The organism is Amycolatopsis sp. WAC 01376 (genome assembly GCF_003947415.1).
Classification (GTDB): domain Bacteria; phylum Actinomycetota; class Actinomycetes; order Mycobacteriales; family Pseudonocardiaceae; genus Amycolatopsis.
The window spans coordinates 445045-460091 of the sequence record NZ_QHKL01000003.1 but is presented as its reverse complement, the minus strand read 5'-3'; the positions used below and the strand labels follow the sequence as shown (position 1 = coordinate 460091).

Here is a 15047-nt window from a genome sequence, read left to right as displayed (position 1 = left end):
CCCCCGCATGACGCGCGAGCGGCGGCCCCGCACGGGGTACTGGCAGGATGGGGCGGCGTGACCGGAAGATCGACAGAGCCCACCTCGCCGAGCCGTCGCACTTTCCTGCGGATGGGAGCGCTGGCCGTGGTGGCCGTGCCGCTGGCCTCCGCCTGCTCCCCCGGCTTCGACGAAACCCCTGATCCGCTGGGCCCGTTGCTGCGTGCGGCGGAGACCGACGCGGCGGGCGCGAAGGCGTTGCCGGGCGCCGAGGGCGAAGCGGTCGCGGCGGCGCTGGAGGCGCACGCGGCGGCGCTCAAGACCGAGGTGGACCGGCTCAACCGGCCGAAACCGGAACAGCAGGGCCCGGCGGAGAACCCGCCGTCGTCGGTGGATGGGCTCAAGGAACGGCTCGCCCAGGCCCGCAAACAAGCCGAAGGTCTCGTGCCTTCACTGCCCCGCTACCGCGCCGGGATGGTCGCCTCGATCGCGGCGGGCTGCGCGGCGCTGCAACAGAGCTCGGACAAACTCGGCCGAGGCGACGACGCCGGAGCCGTCGAGGTGCCCGCCGGAGTCCAGCTCGGCGGGGAGACAACGGAAGCCGTCCAGCAGGCGCTGGCCGCCGAACACGCGGCGGTCTGGGTGTACGGGCTGGTCAGCGCGTACCTGCCGGACGCTTTCACCGGCGCGGTGAGCCGCGGCACGGCCGAGCACGTCAAGCGGCGGAACGTCTGCGAGCGGATGCTCTCCGCCGCCGGGCAGACCCCCACCGGACCGGAGGCCGCGTACGTGCCGCCGAGGCCGGTGACCGAGGCGAACTCGGCGATGGAACTGGTCGCGACGGCCGAATCGGACGCGACGGCGGCCTGGCTCGGCGTGATCGACCGGACCGACGACGTGGCTTTGCGGACGACGGCGCTGAACGCGCTGATCGGCTCGGCTCGGCGGGGGACCGCTTGGCGGGCCGAGTTCGGCGCGAAGCCGGTGGCGATCGCGATGCCGGGCCAGTCGGCTTAAGCGGACACCCATGTCATGAAAGGGTCGTTCAGGACATTTTTTGTCCTGAACGACCCTTTCATGACACTTGGGAGGCGGGGTCAGCGCCGCAGGTCGCCCGAGAGCCGCAAGGCGTCGGTCGCGATCCGCTCCAGCGTCGCCTTGTCGGTCTGCTTGTTGTAGAAACCGGCCAGCACGATGGCCACCTCGGGTCCGGTGACGTGGGAGTCGTAGGCCGCGTCCTGTCCGGAGATCTTCGGGGCGCCCTGTGCCTTGAAGGTGCCGTCGCGCACCAGGTCGGACACGTTGCCCGTGCCGTCCTTGTCGGTGAGCGCCTTGAGCTGGGTCGCGGTGACCTCGCCGGGCATGGTGACGAGGACGACCGACACCAGCGCCTTCTTCCCGCCGGTCTCCGTTGTGTAGAGCGCCCGCGACAGCCGCTTGCACGGCGTCTGCGTGAAGAACTCCTTGGTGTCGCCGTAGGCCTTGCTCGCGCAGTCGGTGGTGACCTGCGGGCCCTCGACCAGCGTGTACTGGAACTGGCCGCTCTTCGTCGGCGTGTCCGCGACCGGGGCGGGCTCGGGCTCGTGCCGGATCAGCCACCAGAGCAGCGCGGAGACGACCGCGATGGCGACCAGCCCGGCGCCTTTCAGCGCCAGGCCCTTGGTGTCCCTCGACGGCGACGGCGCGGACGACGGCCCGCCCGGCCCTGCCGGTCGCACCGGCTGAAGCCGGGCCGTTTCCGTCGGTCCCGGGGTAAATTGCGCACCAACCACGGGAACATACGGTAGTTCACGCCGCTCCGGCGGTTCACCTGAACGTGCTTATCACCCGTTCGACGTCGTCAGCCGTGTTGTAGAGATGGAACCCGAATCGCTGCCTTCCGGCCCGGGTACCGGCCACGATGCCGGCTTCCTTCACCCGGGCGGCGTCGGCGTCGAGCGAGACGATCGCGCTCCCCTGACCGGGTGAGCCGAGCGCTTCGAGGAGCGAGTCGGCGAGGCCTGCACAGTGCGCGCGGACGGCTTCGAGGTCCAGGGAGCCGAGGTAGTCCAGCGAGACGGCGGCGCCGACGAACGAGAGCCAGGCCGGGGACAGGTCGAGCGACCGGGTGCCCTCCGCGAGCCGCAGCGGGAGGCCGTAGACGGTCTGCCAGCGGTCCTCCCCCGCGTACCAGTTCGCGGCGACCGGCACGGCCCGCTCCAGCACCCGCGGATGCGCGGCCAGCCACGCCGCCCCGCGCGGCGCGAGCAGCCATTTGTACCCCGCGGCGACCACCCAGTCGGCCCAGCCGAGGTCGAGCGGCTGCCAGCCGGCGGCCTGGGTGGCGTCGAGCAGGACCGCCGCACCCGCCGCCTCGGCCGCGGCGCGGAGCGCGCCGAGGTCGATCCGGGCGCCGTCCGCCGACTGGACGACGCTGACCGCGACGAGGTCGTGCCCCTCGACGCGTTCGGTCAGCTCGGTCAACGGGACCTCGGTGACTTTCACCCCGCGGTGCGCCTGGGCCGCGAACGGGAAGGTGACGCTCGTGAAGTCGTTCCCGGCGACCAGCACACTGGCGCCGTCGGGCAGTCCGGCCGCCACGTTCGCGATCAGCTGCGAAACCGACGCCCCGATCGCGACCCGCTCCGCCGGGACCCCGATCAGCGCGCCGAACCCGGCCCGGGTCCGCGCGACGGGCTCGTCGAAGTCCGCCGGGCGGGCCTCGCCGCGCCGCCACCGCTCGACCGCCTCGGCCACCGCGTCGGCCGCGTGCGACGGCGGGATGCCGATACTGGGCGTGTTCAGATAACCGGGCGGGACGGCGAATTCGGCTCCGAAGGTCTGCATGCCCCCGAGATTAATGAGATTCCGGGAGCAGGGCCGCGACGTCGCCGTAGGACGGCGGGGTCAGCGGGAGTTCGCCGCCGTCGCGAACGGCCGTCACCGTGCGCAGTGTGGCGGCCAGCGCCATCCGGTACGGCAGCGATCCGAGGCTGATCCGTGCGACGCCGAGTTCCGCCGCTCCCGCGACGGTGACCTTGCCGGGGACGAACAGCAGGTTCAGCGGTTTCGCGACGGCCTTCACCAACCGCTCGACGTCCGCGGGTTCGGCGAGCCCCGGCACGAACACTCCGTCGGCTCCAGCGTCCACATAGGACCGGCAGCGTTCGATCGCGGTGCCGATGTCGGGCTCCCCCAGCCAATGCGTGTCCGTCCGCGCGTTGACGAAGAGGTCCGGAGCGTGCTCCTTCGCCGCCGCGACCTTGGCCGCGTGCCGCACAGGGTCGCCGAGGGCGTCTTCGAGGTTGATGCCCGCGACACCTGCTTCGGCGAGTTCCGCGGCCAGCGCCCCGACCTCGCCCGGGTCGTCGCTGAACCCGTCCGCGAGGTCGACGCTGATCAGCACGTCCAGCTCGGCGAGCCGCCGCGCCAGCCGGACGGTGGCGTCCTTGGAGGACGGTGCGCCGTCCGGCTCGCCCTCGGCGGCCGAGACCCCGAGGCTCGTCGTGCCGAGCGCCGGGAAGCCTTGCGCGGCCAGGAAGGCGGCCGTGCCGAACTCCCAGACGTTCGGCAGGAGCAGCGGGGTTCCGGGGACGTGGAGTGCGGCGAATGCGGTCATGGCACGACGGTAGCGAGCGGACGCTTCGGCGACGGCCGACGTGTCCGGCCTGCCGCGCGGGAAGTCCGTGAGGGCCTCCTTCCCTACTTTGAGGGTAGGGAAGGAGGCCCTCACGGACCTGGCACAGCCCCGTCAGGCCCGTTCCAGGAAAGGCGTCAGCAGGTCCGGCACTGACTCCTCGGCGAACAGCAGCCCCTGGTCCTCCCCGGCGTCGTACACCGCGTACGCCCCGCCTCCGGCGGCCGTGGTCGCCACGACGGTCAGCAAACCCTTGCGCCGCTGGAAGATCGACTGTTTCACCGTCCACCCGATCACGCCTTCGCGTTCCAGCGCGAACGTGCTCCGCCGCACCGTCCCGTGCCGTCCGACGAGGTAGCGCCCGGTGATCCCGTGTCCGAGGTTGCGGTAGGCGTCCAGCGCCAGCAGCACCGAAACCGGCAGCAGCACGACACCGAGCGCGCCGCCGATCACCAGCAGGACGTCGGTCAGCAGGAGGCCGAGGATCGCGAAGATCGCCAGCAGGGCCACCACCGAACCGATCCACCAGCGCAGCAGCCGTCCCCGCGCGGCGCGCGGATGTCCGGTGAGCCGGACGGCTTCGGTCGGCGAGACGGGTTCACGCAGCACCGTCGCGGCGACCCGGTTGGCGATCGCGACGGGCGCGGCCGGCAGGAGCGTGTGGTAGTCGGTCTTGTCCTTGTCGTCGCTCTGCCGCATGCCCGTGGCGATCGCGTCGACGCGCGCCGCGCCGGAGATCCGGTTCCCGAGCGGCTCGACGAGGTCGATGCCGCGCATCCGGCGTTCCTCGATCGAGATCGAGCGGGTGGTGAACAGCCCGCGGCGCACCCGCAGGGTGCCGCCGGCTTCGCGGTCGAGCCGGTAGTTCCACCACATCTCGATCCACAGGCCCAGCGCGCCGACCACGCCGACGACCATCGCGATCGCCAGCAGGATCAGGATCGCCGCCACCAGCGGGATCCCGCGGAACAGGCCGATCACCCAGTCGATCAGACCTTTCTGCAGGCCAGCCCATTCGGAGATCTGCATGAGGCCACCGCCCGCGGCGAGCCCCAGGGTCGGGGTCAGGAACGACATCGGCGCGTAGCGGATCCAGCCCCGGTCCAGTTCGGCTAGCGGCGCGTCCTCGTCGGTCTCCGTGGTTTCCGCACGGCGCAGCAGGTCCGCGCGCAGTCGCTCGGCCTCGGCGCGCGAGACGGGGTTGAGTTTGATCCGGCCCTGGCCGCCCGATTCGTTCGAGCCGGTGCCGATGGTCACCACCGCGACGCCGAACAGGCGGTGCAGCGGGTTGGCCGTCAGGTCGACGTTGCGGATCCGTTCGCGCTGCAGGGATTTCCGCGAGCGGAAGACCAGGGTGAACGCCGTCTCCAGCCGGTCCGGCGTGAGCCGGTACCGCACCCCTTTCCAGTAGAACAGCTCCGCCAGTACGCCGCCGCCGATGATGATCACCCCGCCGGCGACGACCCAGGCGAGGGCGACCCAGAGCCTCGCGCCGCCGCCCACGATCGCGAGCGTGGTCGGGATCGCGGCACCGACGGCCACGCCGGTCATCATCAGCGCGGTGACGGCGAGCGTGCGTTTGTCGAGGGTGCTCCAGCCTTCGAACTCGCCCGAGGTCATGTCGCGTCCCCCGGCGTCGCCTGCGTCGTTTCGGTGAGCTGCTCCGCCAGGCTCGCGGCCAGTTCGTGGTCGAGCCCGCGGATCTTGACCGCGCCCCGCGCCGAGGCCGTGGTGACCGTGACGGTCGCGAGCTTGAACACCTGCTGCAACGGCCCGCGCAGGGTGTCCACGGTCTGGATCCGCGACATCGGCGCGACCCGCCATTCCTGCCAGAAGAACCCGGAGCGCGCGTACACCGCCGTCTCCGTGACTTCCCAGCGATGCACCTTGAACCACCACAGCGGCATCGCGATCACCCACACCAGCCCCAGCACCGCGAACACCGCCGCCGGTGTCAGCAGCCAGAACCGCGCGGGCGTGATGAGCAGCCCGAGCACCACCAGTACCAGCACCGGCGTACCCCAGAAAAGCGTTCCCTGCAGCCGCCACCAGCCCACGACCCGCTGATCCAGCGCGTTCCGCGGCGGCCTCAACCGCACCTTCCCCCGTTCGGCTTCCACCGAGTTCACCCCCGAGATCGTTTACAATGCGATCGCATCGTAATAGCATGCGACCGTAGTGGCAATGCGATCGCATTGCAAACAGCGGAACGGATGGTGAAGGTGCCGAAGCAGGTGGATCACGCCGCGCGGCGGGCGGAGATCGCCGAGGCGCTGACGCGGCTGACGGCCACACGAGGCCTCGAGGGAGTCAGCCTCCGGCACGTCGCCGCCGAAGCGGGCATGTCGATGGGCTTGGTACAGCACTACTTCAAGACCAAGGACGAGATGCTGCTGTTCGCCGTCGAACGCCGCTCACACGTGTACGAAGCGCGTATCAAAGCCCAGCTGGAAGCCGGCGAACTGCCGTCGACACCGAAGGCCATCATCCGCGCGATCTTGACCGAGATCCTGCCGCTCGACGAGCGCAGGCGCGGTGACTGGCTGATGGGCGTCGCATTCTTCATCCGGGCGATCTCGGATCCCGCCTTCGCGGCCGCGTTCACCGACGGCGTCCCCCAGTTGTTCGACCTGCTCGCCCTCCTGATCCGGCAGGGACAGGACGCGGGCGATGTCGGCAAGTCCGCCGACCCGATGCAGGAGTCCGCGATCCTCTGGGCGCTCGCCGACTCGCAGGGCACCAACATCGTGATGAAGCACCGCACCCCGGATGAGGCGCTGTCCACTGTGGACTACTACCTCGACCGGCTGTTCGGTCAGGCGGTGAGCTGACCGTCGTAGCTCTTGCGCGCGTCGAGCACTTCGCCCATGTGGACGCGAGCCCACTTGTCGAGCATGTCGAGCGGTTCGGCGAGGTTGCGCCCGAGCTCGGTCAGCTCGTACTCGACGTGCGGAGGGATCTCCGGGTACGCGGTGCGCGTCAGGATGCCGTCGCGGACGAGGCTGCGCAGCGTCTGGGTGAGGACCTTCTGCGAGATGCCGCGTACGCGTTTGCCGATCTCGGTGTACCGGAGCGGGCCGTCACCGAGCACGCCGACGATCAGCACGGTCCACTGATCGCCGATGCGGTCGAGCAGCGCGCGGGTGGGGCAGTCGGGGTCGTACGGGTTTCCGAGCACGTGACCTCCTCACTCTCCCCGGGAGAGTAACACGCCTAGTGAGAGGGAGCGGGCTGCATCAGCGCCTCGAACAGCAGGATCAGATGACGGCGGCCGCGCTCCCACCGCGCTTCCAGTTCGGTCTGGTCGCGGGTCGCCCAGCTGGCGATGAGGATGCCGCGGACGACGTCCATCGCCGTGTACACCGCGTGCAGGAACTCCGGATGCGCCGCGTGGTCCGGCAGCAGCGCCTTGCCGAACTCGACCAGGCTGCTGGTCGCGATCGGCTCGACCACGGCCATCTGGGCGCGCAGTTCCGCGTCGGTCCGCGACGCCACCCACAGCTCCACGGTCGCCGAGAACACCGGCCCCTGATGCATCTCCCACATCAGCTGCAACGCGTCGCCGACCGGGTCGGACGACGCCTTGAGCCGGTCGATCTCCGCCATCGCGACCTCGGTGCGCCTGGCCGCGAGATGCCGGATCGCGGAGGTGACGAGGTCGGTCTTGGTCGGGAAGTGATGCACCTGCGCACCGCGGGTCACCCCGGCGCGATCGGCGACGCGGGTGGTCGTGGTGCCCGCGTAGCCGTACTCGACGAGGCAGTCGATCGTGGCGTCGAGCAGCCTGACGCGCATCGCGGCGCTGCGTTCCTCCTGCGTGCGTCGTGGTGCGGCCATGCGCCTACTTTATGGTGCGCCGCGCGAGGCGCGGGCGACGACCGGCACCGACAGCGAAGTCCCGCCCAGCTCGAAGGTCACCTCGGCACCGGTCGCGGGCAGCGCCGGGTCGAACATGTCCCCGTCGGTCCCGCCCAGTACGAGCGCGAGCCGATGCCCCGCCGGGACGACGTGGTCGAGGCTGCTCAGCCGGAACGTCATCGTGTACGCCTTGCCCGGTACGAGCGGTTCGCCCCGCCACAGTGACCGGTGATGGCCGAGGTCGGCCCAGCCGGTGGCCACGATCCGTTTATCCACAGTGGTCAGATCCGCGACGGTGTCGAGAAAGCACCCGGTGTCCGCTGCGGTACCCGCGCCCCAGCAGGAGCGGGTCTCCGAGTTCTTGATGCCCAGCGCGGGGAACTTCGTGTTCCGCACGGTCGCAGGACCGTAGTCGACCAGCACCGCGCCGAGCCGTGCGCTCGGTTTGTCGGAACGGGCGGTCACCGTCACGGTGGCGGTCCCGGCGATCCGCGTGTCCGTCCGTACCGGCTCACCGGTGAAGACCAAACGGTCCGGGCTGGCTTGCGACGGGTTCTCGACCCACTTCGACGCCCCGCGCGCCGGGTCGTCGGTCACCGAAGCCGTACCGCTTCCCGGGCGGCTCGTCAGCCCGCCCGACGCCGAAGGCCACAACTCGCGCGACTTCGTGGCGAGCGGCCAGCGGCGTTCGTCGGTCCAGCGGTCCGGCGTGTGCTCGATCCGGATGGCGGGTTCGGTCTCGACGCCGTTGCGGACGCCGAGCAGCCACCGGTCGAACCAGCGGTGCAGCGTCTTCACGAACAGCGACCGGTCGAGGTCGAACGGGTCGACGTGCGCCGCCTGGTGCAGCCACGCCTTGCGCGGCACGCCGTGAGAGTTCAGCGCCTCCCACCAGGGCCCGAACTGGATCGGGTTGACGTTGAGGTCGTGGAAACCCATCGACGCGAAAACGCTCGCGCGTACCTTGCCGGTCTTCGCCACGTAGTCGAGGCCGCGCCAGTATTCGTTGAAGTTCCCGTCGGTTCCCGCGCGCCGCGCGTTGTCCTCCTCGAACGGGCGGCACAGCTTCTCGGCGCGTTCGTTGTACAGGCCGGGGCCGCCCGCCCAGCCGAAGTAGGCGCCGTGGGAATTGTGAACCTCGTAGTAGGAACTGACCCCGGCGATCGGCACGATGGTCTTCAAGCCCTCGATCCCGGACGCCGCCATCCCGATCGCCGTCGCCCCGTCCTGCGACTTCCCGATCGCGCCGACCGACCCGTTCGCCCAGCCCGCGCTGGCCAGCTCGGGCCCGAACGGCGTGCGGAACGCGTTCGCGCGCCCGTTGAGCCAGTTCACGACGCCGTTGCCGGACGCGACGTCGTCGAAGCATCCGGAGGAGCGATTGGTGCCCCCGACGTCGACCAGCACGACCGCGTACCCGCGCGGGACGAAGTAGTTGTCGTAAAAGAGCGGGAACTGCGACGGCGTGCCGTCGGGCAGGTACGTCTTCGGCTGGCGCTCGTTGCCGCGGCCGATCTTTTCGAAGTACGGGCTGACGTCCATGATCACCGGAACGCGGTGCCCGCGCGCGGCCGGTTCGGCCGGACGGATGATGTCGGCGGCGACGCGGTCGACCTGGCCGTCGCGGTCGAGGTCTTGGCCGGTCTCCACCCAGGCGGTCTCCCGGATGGCCTTCTCGTAGGAGAACACCGGCTCACTGACGCCGTCACGCAGGACGAACGCGGGCGTCGCGATCGCGGGTGCGGCGGTGAGCAGCAGCATCGCCACGACGGTGGCGGTCACACTCTTGAGCCCCATCGACCGAGTATCGCTTACAAAACCCGAACATCGTCCCCACAATTCTCGTATCCGGCCGCGCGACGCTCTTCGCATGCTGAAACACACCATCGCCGTCTGCCTGACCGCGGCCGGCCTCGTCGCCCTCGCCCCCGCCGCCTCGGCGCAGGCCCCGATCACTCTGAGCCCCGAAGAGTCGCAGCAGCTGTGCGCCGAATGGCTGCCCAAGCTCACCCAGCGCACCGCGAAGCTCACCGAACGCATCAACGGCGGCCCCGAGATCCGCGGTTCCGTGGCGAATCTCAAGGCCAGGGCCGAAAACCAGCGCAAGAAGGGTCACAACGACACCGCCGACAGGCTCCAGAAGCGGGCCGACACCCGCGGCGGACGGCTTCCCGAACTCGCCGCAGCGAAGCAGAAGCTGGACGCGTTCACGGGCGCGCACTGCAAGGCGGGCAAGTGAAGCGGCTCCTTGCCGCGTCCCTCACCGCGTTCGCGCTGTTCGGCGCGGCCGCCTGCACCGAGGAAAAGCCTGCTTCGAGCCCGGCGCCGGGTGAGCTGAGCGACGTCCAGCGGACCCTCGACGCGATCGAGCGGGACATGGCAGGCGACCCTGCCCCGTGACAGGATCGGCCGGTGACGACGCAACCGGGACGCGGGCTGGTACTGGTCGTCGAGGACGACCCCGCGATCGCCGAACTCGCCTCGCTGTATCTGCGGCGGGACGGGTTCGGCGTGCACGTGGAAGCGGACGGCGGCGCCGCGCTCGCCACGATCCGGCGGCTCCGCCCGGTCGCGATCGTCCTCGACATCGGGCTGTCCGGAATGGACGGTATCGAAATCTGCCGGAACCTGCGCACCGGCGGCGACTGGACGCCGGTGCTGTTCGTGACGGCCCGCGACGACGAACTGGATCGCTTGCTGGGCCTGGAGATCGGCGCGGACGACTACCTGACGAAGCCGTTCAGCCCGCGTGAGCTCTCGGCCAGGGTCCGGACCGTCCTGCGCCGCGCCGCCGGAGCACCGTCGCCCGCCGAGACCTACACGGCCGGTGGCGTCCGCGTCGACGTCACCCAGCGCCGCGTCTGGGCGGCCGACACCGAGATCGCGCTGACGTCGACCGAATTCGAGCTGCTCACCCATCTGGTGCGGCGGCCCGGTCAGGTGTTCAGCCGCGAGCAACTGCTCAGCTCGGTCTGGGGTTACGCGGCGTCGGCTGGCACGCGGACCGTCGACGTCCACATCGCCCAGCTGCGCGGGAAACTGGGCGTTCACAGTCCGATCAGGACGGTCCGCGGCATCGGTTACGCGGCGGACGCCGGATGAAACGGACGTCGCTCGCGCTGCGGATCACCGTGGTGTGCCTCGCGATCGCCGCGGTCGCGGTGGTGGTCGCCGGCCTGGTCGCGGCGCGGCTCGTCCGCACCGCCGGGGTCGAGGTGCTCCGGCAGTCGCTCTCGGCGCAGGCCGATGTGGTCGCGAGCCAGCTCGACGAGACCGGGATCGGCAATCGGCTCGCCGTCGGCAAGGTCGCGGAAGTCGTTCGCGGGCAAGGGATCGACGTGGTCGTCCGCCGTCCGAACGGGACACTCGACGGTGCCGGGACGGTCGCGGCGATCGCCGCTTCGAAAGCGGGACTGACGCGCGCCGGCTCGGACACGGTGCTCGTCGAAGGACGGCAGTACCTCGTCGAAGTCCGCACCGTGGGCGCGAAGGGCGCCGCGTTCGCGCTCGTCCAATCGACGAAGATCGGCGAGGCACGCGGACGGCTGCTGGTGCGCAACATCGTGCTCGCGCTCGGCGCCGGGCTGGCGGTCGCCGCGGTGGCGGGGCTGGTGCTGAGCCGGATGCTGTCGCGGCCGCTGCGCCGGGCCGCGTCGGTGGCGAACGGGATGCGGTCCGGACGCCGTGACCTGCGCGTTCCGGTCGAAGGCCCGTCCGAGGTCGCGGACGTGGCGAAGTCGGTCAACGAACTGGCCGACGCACTGCAGTACAGCGAGGCGCGGCAACGCGAGTTCCTGCTTTCGGTTTCGCACGAACTGCGGACGCCGCTGACCGCGGTCACCGGATTCGCCGAGGCGATCGGCGACGGCGTGGCCGAAGGCGAGGACGCGCGCCGCGCCGGGCAGACCATCCATCGCGAGGCCGTGCGACTGGAACGCCTGGTCAGCGACCTGCTGGAGCTGGCAAGGCTCGGCGCCGACGAGTTCCGCCTCGACCCGGCCCGGCTCGATCTCGCCGCGCTGGTCGGCGAATGCGCCGACGTCTGGCGGCTGCGGTGCGAACGGCAGGACGTCACGCTGCTGGTCGAACGGCCCGCCGGTGAGGTCCCGGTCATCGCCGATCCGCGACGGCTTCGGCAGGTCGTCGACGGGCTGGCCGAGAACGCGCTGCGCGTGACCCCGGCGGGCGCGCCGATCGTGTTCTCCCTGGTGACCGCCGAGGGACAGGCCTGGCTGGCGGTGCGCGACGGCGGCCCAGGGCTGGCGCCGGAGGACTATCCGGTCGCGTTCGACCGCGGCGTGCTGAACCGGCGGTACCGCGACAGCCGCCCGGTCGGTTCGGGGATCGGGCTCGCACTGGCGTACGGCCTGGTCACCCGGATGGGCGGAACGCTGACGGCGGGTCCGGCGCCGGAAGGCGGAGCCGCGTTCACCGTGGCGCTGCGGCTAGGGTGAACGAGTGGAGATGTTGCACCTGCGGTACTTCGTGGCCGTCGCCGAGGAACTGAACTTCTCCCAGGCGGCCCGCAGACTGCATATGGCCGCCTCCCCGCTGAGCCAGCGCATCAAGGATCTCGAACACGAACTCGGCCACCGGCTGTTCGACCGCAGCACGCATCACGTCACCCTCACCGCGGCGGGCTCCGCGCTGCTGCCCATCGCGCGGGACGTCCTCGAACAGGTCAACGCGATCCCCTGGCGGCTGCAGGAAGCGGTGAAACCGCGGCGGAGCACCGTGTTCATCGGCATGCCCGCCGGTGTGCACCCGGCCTTGCGCGAACGCGTCAAACAGCTCGAAGAGCGCAGCCACGACCGCTTCGAACTCAAACGCTGGCCGGGCACGACACCCGATCTGGTCGCCGCGGTGCACGAGGGCAAACTGGCGTTGTCGCTGGTCCGGATGCCGGTCGCCGATCCCGCGCTGGAGATCGTCCCGGTGCAGGTGGAGCGGCTCGGCGCCGTCGTCCCGGCCGACCGGTTCGCCGGGCGGGAGACCGTCACCATCGCCGAATTGAGTGATCTGTCCTACATTCCGTCGGCCTCGGAAAGCATTCCGGCCTATTCGGACGATATGGACCACACGTTGTCGAAGGCGGGCATCAAGAAAAGGCTCAAAGTCGGCGGAACCGAATATTCGGGCATTTCCGAATTGGTGGCGAACGGTTCCTCGTTCTCGATCACGATGCTCGACCCGGCCAGCCCGATGCATCTGTTCCTCGTCGACGGCGCCACCATCCTCCCGTTCTCGGATTTCCGCCCCCAGCTGGAGACCGCGCTGGTGTGGCGCCGCGACCGCGCCGCGGAGGGCGACCTCGCCGGACTGGTCGAGGCGGCCCGCGAGATCTTCGCCGAACCGCTTTCGACCTGACGCCATCCCCGGCAATGTCTGATTGATGACTAGATGTGCGGTTCTCGATGGGGGTCGTGAGTGGCAAGTGCCGTTAGAACGACCATTGCCACTCACGACCCCGCCACAAAACGCCTGAAGGACCCCTTCCTTGCGCCTAGGTACAGGAAGGGGTCCTTCATGTACTTCAAATTCGACTCAAGAATGGTATGACCACCGTGGTCATACCATTCTTCGTTTCTTGATCATTCCCTTTCCTGCTATTCGCGCCTAACTTCGGTTGTAGAGCGAACAACGGCGAAGGGAAGCAAAATGACACAAACCGCTACCGGACCGCTGGACGGTGTTCGCGTGATCGACCTCTCGACGGTGGTCATGGGCCCGTACGCCGCGCAGATCCTCGGCGACCTCGGCGCCGACGTGATCAAGATCGAGTCTCCGGCCGACACCGTCCGGGTCGGCAAGTTCCGCACGACACCGGGAATGACGCCGCTCAACCTGAACGTGAACCGCAACAAGCGCAGCGTCGCCCTCAACCTCAAGGACGAGGAGCAGCGCGAGCAGGTGCTCAAGCTGATCGACACCGCCGACGTACTGATCACCAACATGCGTCCCGGCGCGCTGAGCAGGCTCGGCATGAACTACGCCGACGTCGCCGCGCGCAACCCCGGCCTGGTCTACGCCCACGCGCAGGGTTTCCGCAGCGACTCCGACCGCGCGGGCCACGCCGCCTACGACGAGACCGTGCAGGCGTCGTCCGGTCTGGTCGACGTCGCGAACCGCGCCCTGGGGAGGCCGGTGTACCTGCCGACGATCATCGGCGACAAGGTGTCCTCCTTGACCATCGCGTACACCGTGCTCGCCGCGCTGGTGCACCGCGACCGGACCGGCGAGGGCCAGCGCGTCGAGATCCCGATGACCGACACGCTGATCGCGTTCAACCTGGTCGAGCACCTGGCCGGGCACGTTTTCGAGCCCGCGGAAAGCCCGACCGGCTTCGGCCCGTCGCTGAACCCCGGTCACCAGGCCGTGCACACCAAGGACGGGATGGCCTGCGTGATCCCCTACAACCCGCAGAACTTCCGCGACTTCTTCCACGCCGCCGGGCGGCCGGAACTGGCCGAGGATCCCCGGGTCAACGGCGACGCCATCGACGGCGCCGACCACGAAGCGCTGGCCGGGATGATCGCGGACTGCGCCCCGGCGCTGACCACCGAAGAGTGGACCGAGGTCTGCGCGAAGCACAGCATCCCGATGGCCCCGGTCCTGGAACTGGACACCGCGCACGACGACGACTACGTCCGCGACGGTCACCTGCTCGACGTCGTCGAGCACCCGAGCGAGGGCGCGATCCGCACCATCGGCATCCCGGTGAAGTTCTCCGCGACGCCGGGTTCCGTGCGGCGCCTGGCTCCCCTGCCGGGTCAGGACACCGAAGACGTCCTGCGTGAACTCGCCACCACTCGCTGAGGAAGAACCATGAGCACCAACGAAGTAAGGACCGAGCGGGTCGGCGCCACGCTGCTGATCACGATCGACCGGCCGCAAGCCCGCAACGCGGTGAACGCCGCCGTCGCCACCGGTCTGGCCGAAGCACTCGACCTCCTGGAAACCGATCCCGGCCTGCGCGCCGGAGTCCTGACCGGCGCGGACGGCTCGTTCAGCGCCGGCATGGACCTCAAGGCGGCACTGAAAGGCGAGTCGCCCGAGATCCCCGGCCGCGGGTTCGGCGGGCTGACCGAGGCCGAACTGTCGAAGCCGCTGATCGCGGCGGTCGAAGGCTGGGCGATGGGCGGCGGATTCGAACTGGCGCTGGGCTGCGACCTGATCGTCGCCGCCGAAGACGCCAAGTTCGGGCTGCCCGAGGTGAAACGCGGGCTGATCGCCGCCGGAGGTGGCGTGATCCGGCTGCCGAAGCGGATCCCGCACCACCTGGCGATGGAGTTCCTGCTCACCGGCGAGCCGATCGGCGCCGAGCGCGCCGGAAGCCTCGGTCTGGTGAACCGGGTCGTCCCGAGCGGCGAGGCCGCCGCGGTCGCCCTGCAACTGGCCGAACAGGTCGCCGCCAACGCTCCCCTGGCGCTGGCCCTGGTCAAGAAGATCGTCCGCGCCGCCGACGGAGTCCCCGACGCGCAAGCGTTTGCCACCCAGCGTGCGGAGCTTCCGGCGCTGATGAAGTCGGCCGACGTCCGCGAGGGCATGCAGGCCTTCGCCGAACGCCGCGCTCCACAGTGGACAGGTAAGTGAG

At 70.1% G+C, this 15047-nt stretch carries 17 protein-coding genes; 9 read left to right on the top strand and 8 right to left on the bottom strand.

Annotated elements, in window-relative coordinates; translation table 11 throughout:
* Positions 1-57: 57 nt before the first annotated feature.
* Positions 58-996, top strand: coding sequence for a ferritin-like domain-containing protein (locus DMH03_RS18935; RefSeq protein ID WP_199748925.1), 939 nt, complete (start codon positions 58-60; stop codon positions 994-996).
* Positions 997-1076: 80 nt separating this feature from the next.
* On the opposite strand, the gene DMH03_RS18930 is transcribed toward DMH03_RS18935, so the two are convergent.
* The 5 genes from DMH03_RS18930 to DMH03_RS18910 all read right to left on the bottom strand — a co-directional run bounded on the left by DMH03_RS18930 (position 1077) and on the right by DMH03_RS18910 (position 5724).
* Complete coding sequence (locus DMH03_RS18930) at positions 1077-1697, bottom strand: hypothetical protein (protein WP_125793344.1); 621 nt, start codon at positions 1695-1697, stop codon at positions 1077-1079.
* Positions 1698-1785: 88 nt separating this feature from the next.
* The gene (locus DMH03_RS18925; protein ID WP_125793343.1) at positions 1786-2805 is read right to left on the bottom strand and encodes an aminotransferase class V-fold PLP-dependent enzyme; all 1020 of its coding nucleotides are present in this window, start codon (positions 2803-2805) and stop codon (positions 1786-1788) included.
* A gap of 10 nt (positions 2806-2815) precedes the next feature.
* Positions 2816-3577, bottom strand: a complete 762-nt coding sequence (locus DMH03_RS18920; RefSeq protein ID WP_125793342.1) for an isocitrate lyase/phosphoenolpyruvate mutase family protein — start codon at positions 3575-3577, stop codon at positions 2816-2818.
* 132 nt (positions 3578-3709) lie between these two features.
* Positions 3710-5215 (bottom strand): PH domain-containing protein, encoded by a 1506-nt coding sequence (locus DMH03_RS18915; RefSeq protein WP_125793341.1) that lies wholly within the window; start codon positions 5213-5215, stop codon positions 3710-3712.
* Positions 5212-5724: a PH domain-containing protein gene (locus tag DMH03_RS18910; protein WP_125793340.1), complete on the bottom strand. Its 513-nt coding sequence runs from the start codon at positions 5722-5724 to the stop codon at positions 5212-5214. The genes DMH03_RS18915 and DMH03_RS18910 overlap by 4 nt, the downstream gene beginning before the upstream one ends.
* Positions 5725-5808: 84 nt before the next feature.
* Between DMH03_RS18910 and DMH03_RS18905 the strand changes: the two genes are divergently transcribed.
* Entirely contained in the window at positions 5809-6426 is a 618-nt protein-coding gene (locus tag DMH03_RS18905; protein WP_125793339.1) for a TetR/AcrR family transcriptional regulator, read from the top strand.
* On the opposite strand, the gene DMH03_RS18900 is transcribed toward DMH03_RS18905, so the two are convergent.
* Genes DMH03_RS18900 through DMH03_RS18890 form a run of 3 tightly spaced genes read right to left on the bottom strand, consistent with a single transcriptional unit; the run spans position 6411 to position 9250 of the window.
* The gene (locus tag DMH03_RS18900) at positions 6411-6773 is read right to left on the bottom strand and encodes a helix-turn-helix domain-containing protein (protein ID WP_125793338.1); all 363 of its coding nucleotides are present in this window, start codon (positions 6771-6773) and stop codon (positions 6411-6413) included. The two genes, DMH03_RS18905 and DMH03_RS18900, sit on opposite strands and share 16 nt — an antisense overlap.
* Before the next feature lie 35 nt (positions 6774-6808).
* On the bottom strand, positions 6809-7390 hold the full coding sequence (locus DMH03_RS18895; protein ID WP_125793976.1) for a TetR/AcrR family transcriptional regulator: 582 nt from the start codon (positions 7388-7390) through the stop codon (positions 6809-6811).
* A 51-nt stretch (positions 7391-7441) separates the two neighbouring features.
* Positions 7442-9250 (bottom strand): CocE/NonD family hydrolase, encoded by a 1809-nt coding sequence (locus tag DMH03_RS18890; protein ID WP_125793337.1) that lies wholly within the window; start codon positions 9248-9250, stop codon positions 7442-7444.
* Between the two features lie 73 nt (positions 9251-9323).
* Between DMH03_RS18890 and DMH03_RS18885 the strand changes: the two genes are divergently transcribed.
* The 7 genes from DMH03_RS18885 (at position 9324) to DMH03_RS18860 (ending at position 15046) form a co-directional block, all read left to right on the top strand.
* Positions 9324-9692 carry a hypothetical protein gene (locus tag DMH03_RS18885; RefSeq protein WP_125793336.1) on the top strand — a complete coding sequence of 123 codons (369 nt, stop codon included), beginning with the start codon at positions 9324-9326 and terminating at the stop codon, positions 9690-9692.
* The gene (locus DMH03_RS42345; protein WP_199748924.1) at positions 9689-9853 is read left to right on the top strand and encodes a hypothetical protein; all 165 of its coding nucleotides are present in this window, start codon (positions 9689-9691) and stop codon (positions 9851-9853) included. Before DMH03_RS18885 ends, DMH03_RS42345 begins: the two co-directional genes overlap by 4 nt.
* Positions 9854-9865: 12 nt before the next feature.
* A complete protein-coding gene (locus DMH03_RS18880) occupies positions 9866-10555 on the top strand; it encodes a response regulator transcription factor (protein WP_125793335.1) in 690 nt (229 codons plus the stop codon).
* Positions 10552-11907 carry a HAMP domain-containing sensor histidine kinase gene (locus DMH03_RS18875; RefSeq protein WP_125793334.1) on the top strand — a complete coding sequence of 452 codons (1356 nt, stop codon included), beginning with the start codon at positions 10552-10554 and terminating at the stop codon, positions 11905-11907. The genes DMH03_RS18880 and DMH03_RS18875 overlap by 4 nt, the downstream gene beginning before the upstream one ends.
* 4 nt (positions 11908-11911) lie before the next feature.
* Positions 11912-12820 carry a LysR family transcriptional regulator gene (locus DMH03_RS18870; RefSeq protein ID WP_125793333.1) on the top strand — a complete coding sequence of 303 codons (909 nt, stop codon included), beginning with the start codon at positions 11912-11914 and terminating at the stop codon, positions 12818-12820.
* 291 nt (positions 12821-13111) lie between these two features.
* Complete coding sequence (locus DMH03_RS18865; protein WP_125793332.1) at positions 13112-14269, top strand: CaiB/BaiF CoA-transferase family protein; 1158 nt, start codon at positions 13112-13114, stop codon at positions 14267-14269.
* 9 nt (positions 14270-14278) lie between these two features.
* On the top strand, positions 14279-15046 hold the full coding sequence (locus DMH03_RS18860; protein WP_125793331.1) for a crotonase/enoyl-CoA hydratase family protein: 768 nt from the start codon (positions 14279-14281) through the stop codon (positions 15044-15046).
* The last annotated feature ends 1 nt before the right edge of the window (position 15047 follow it).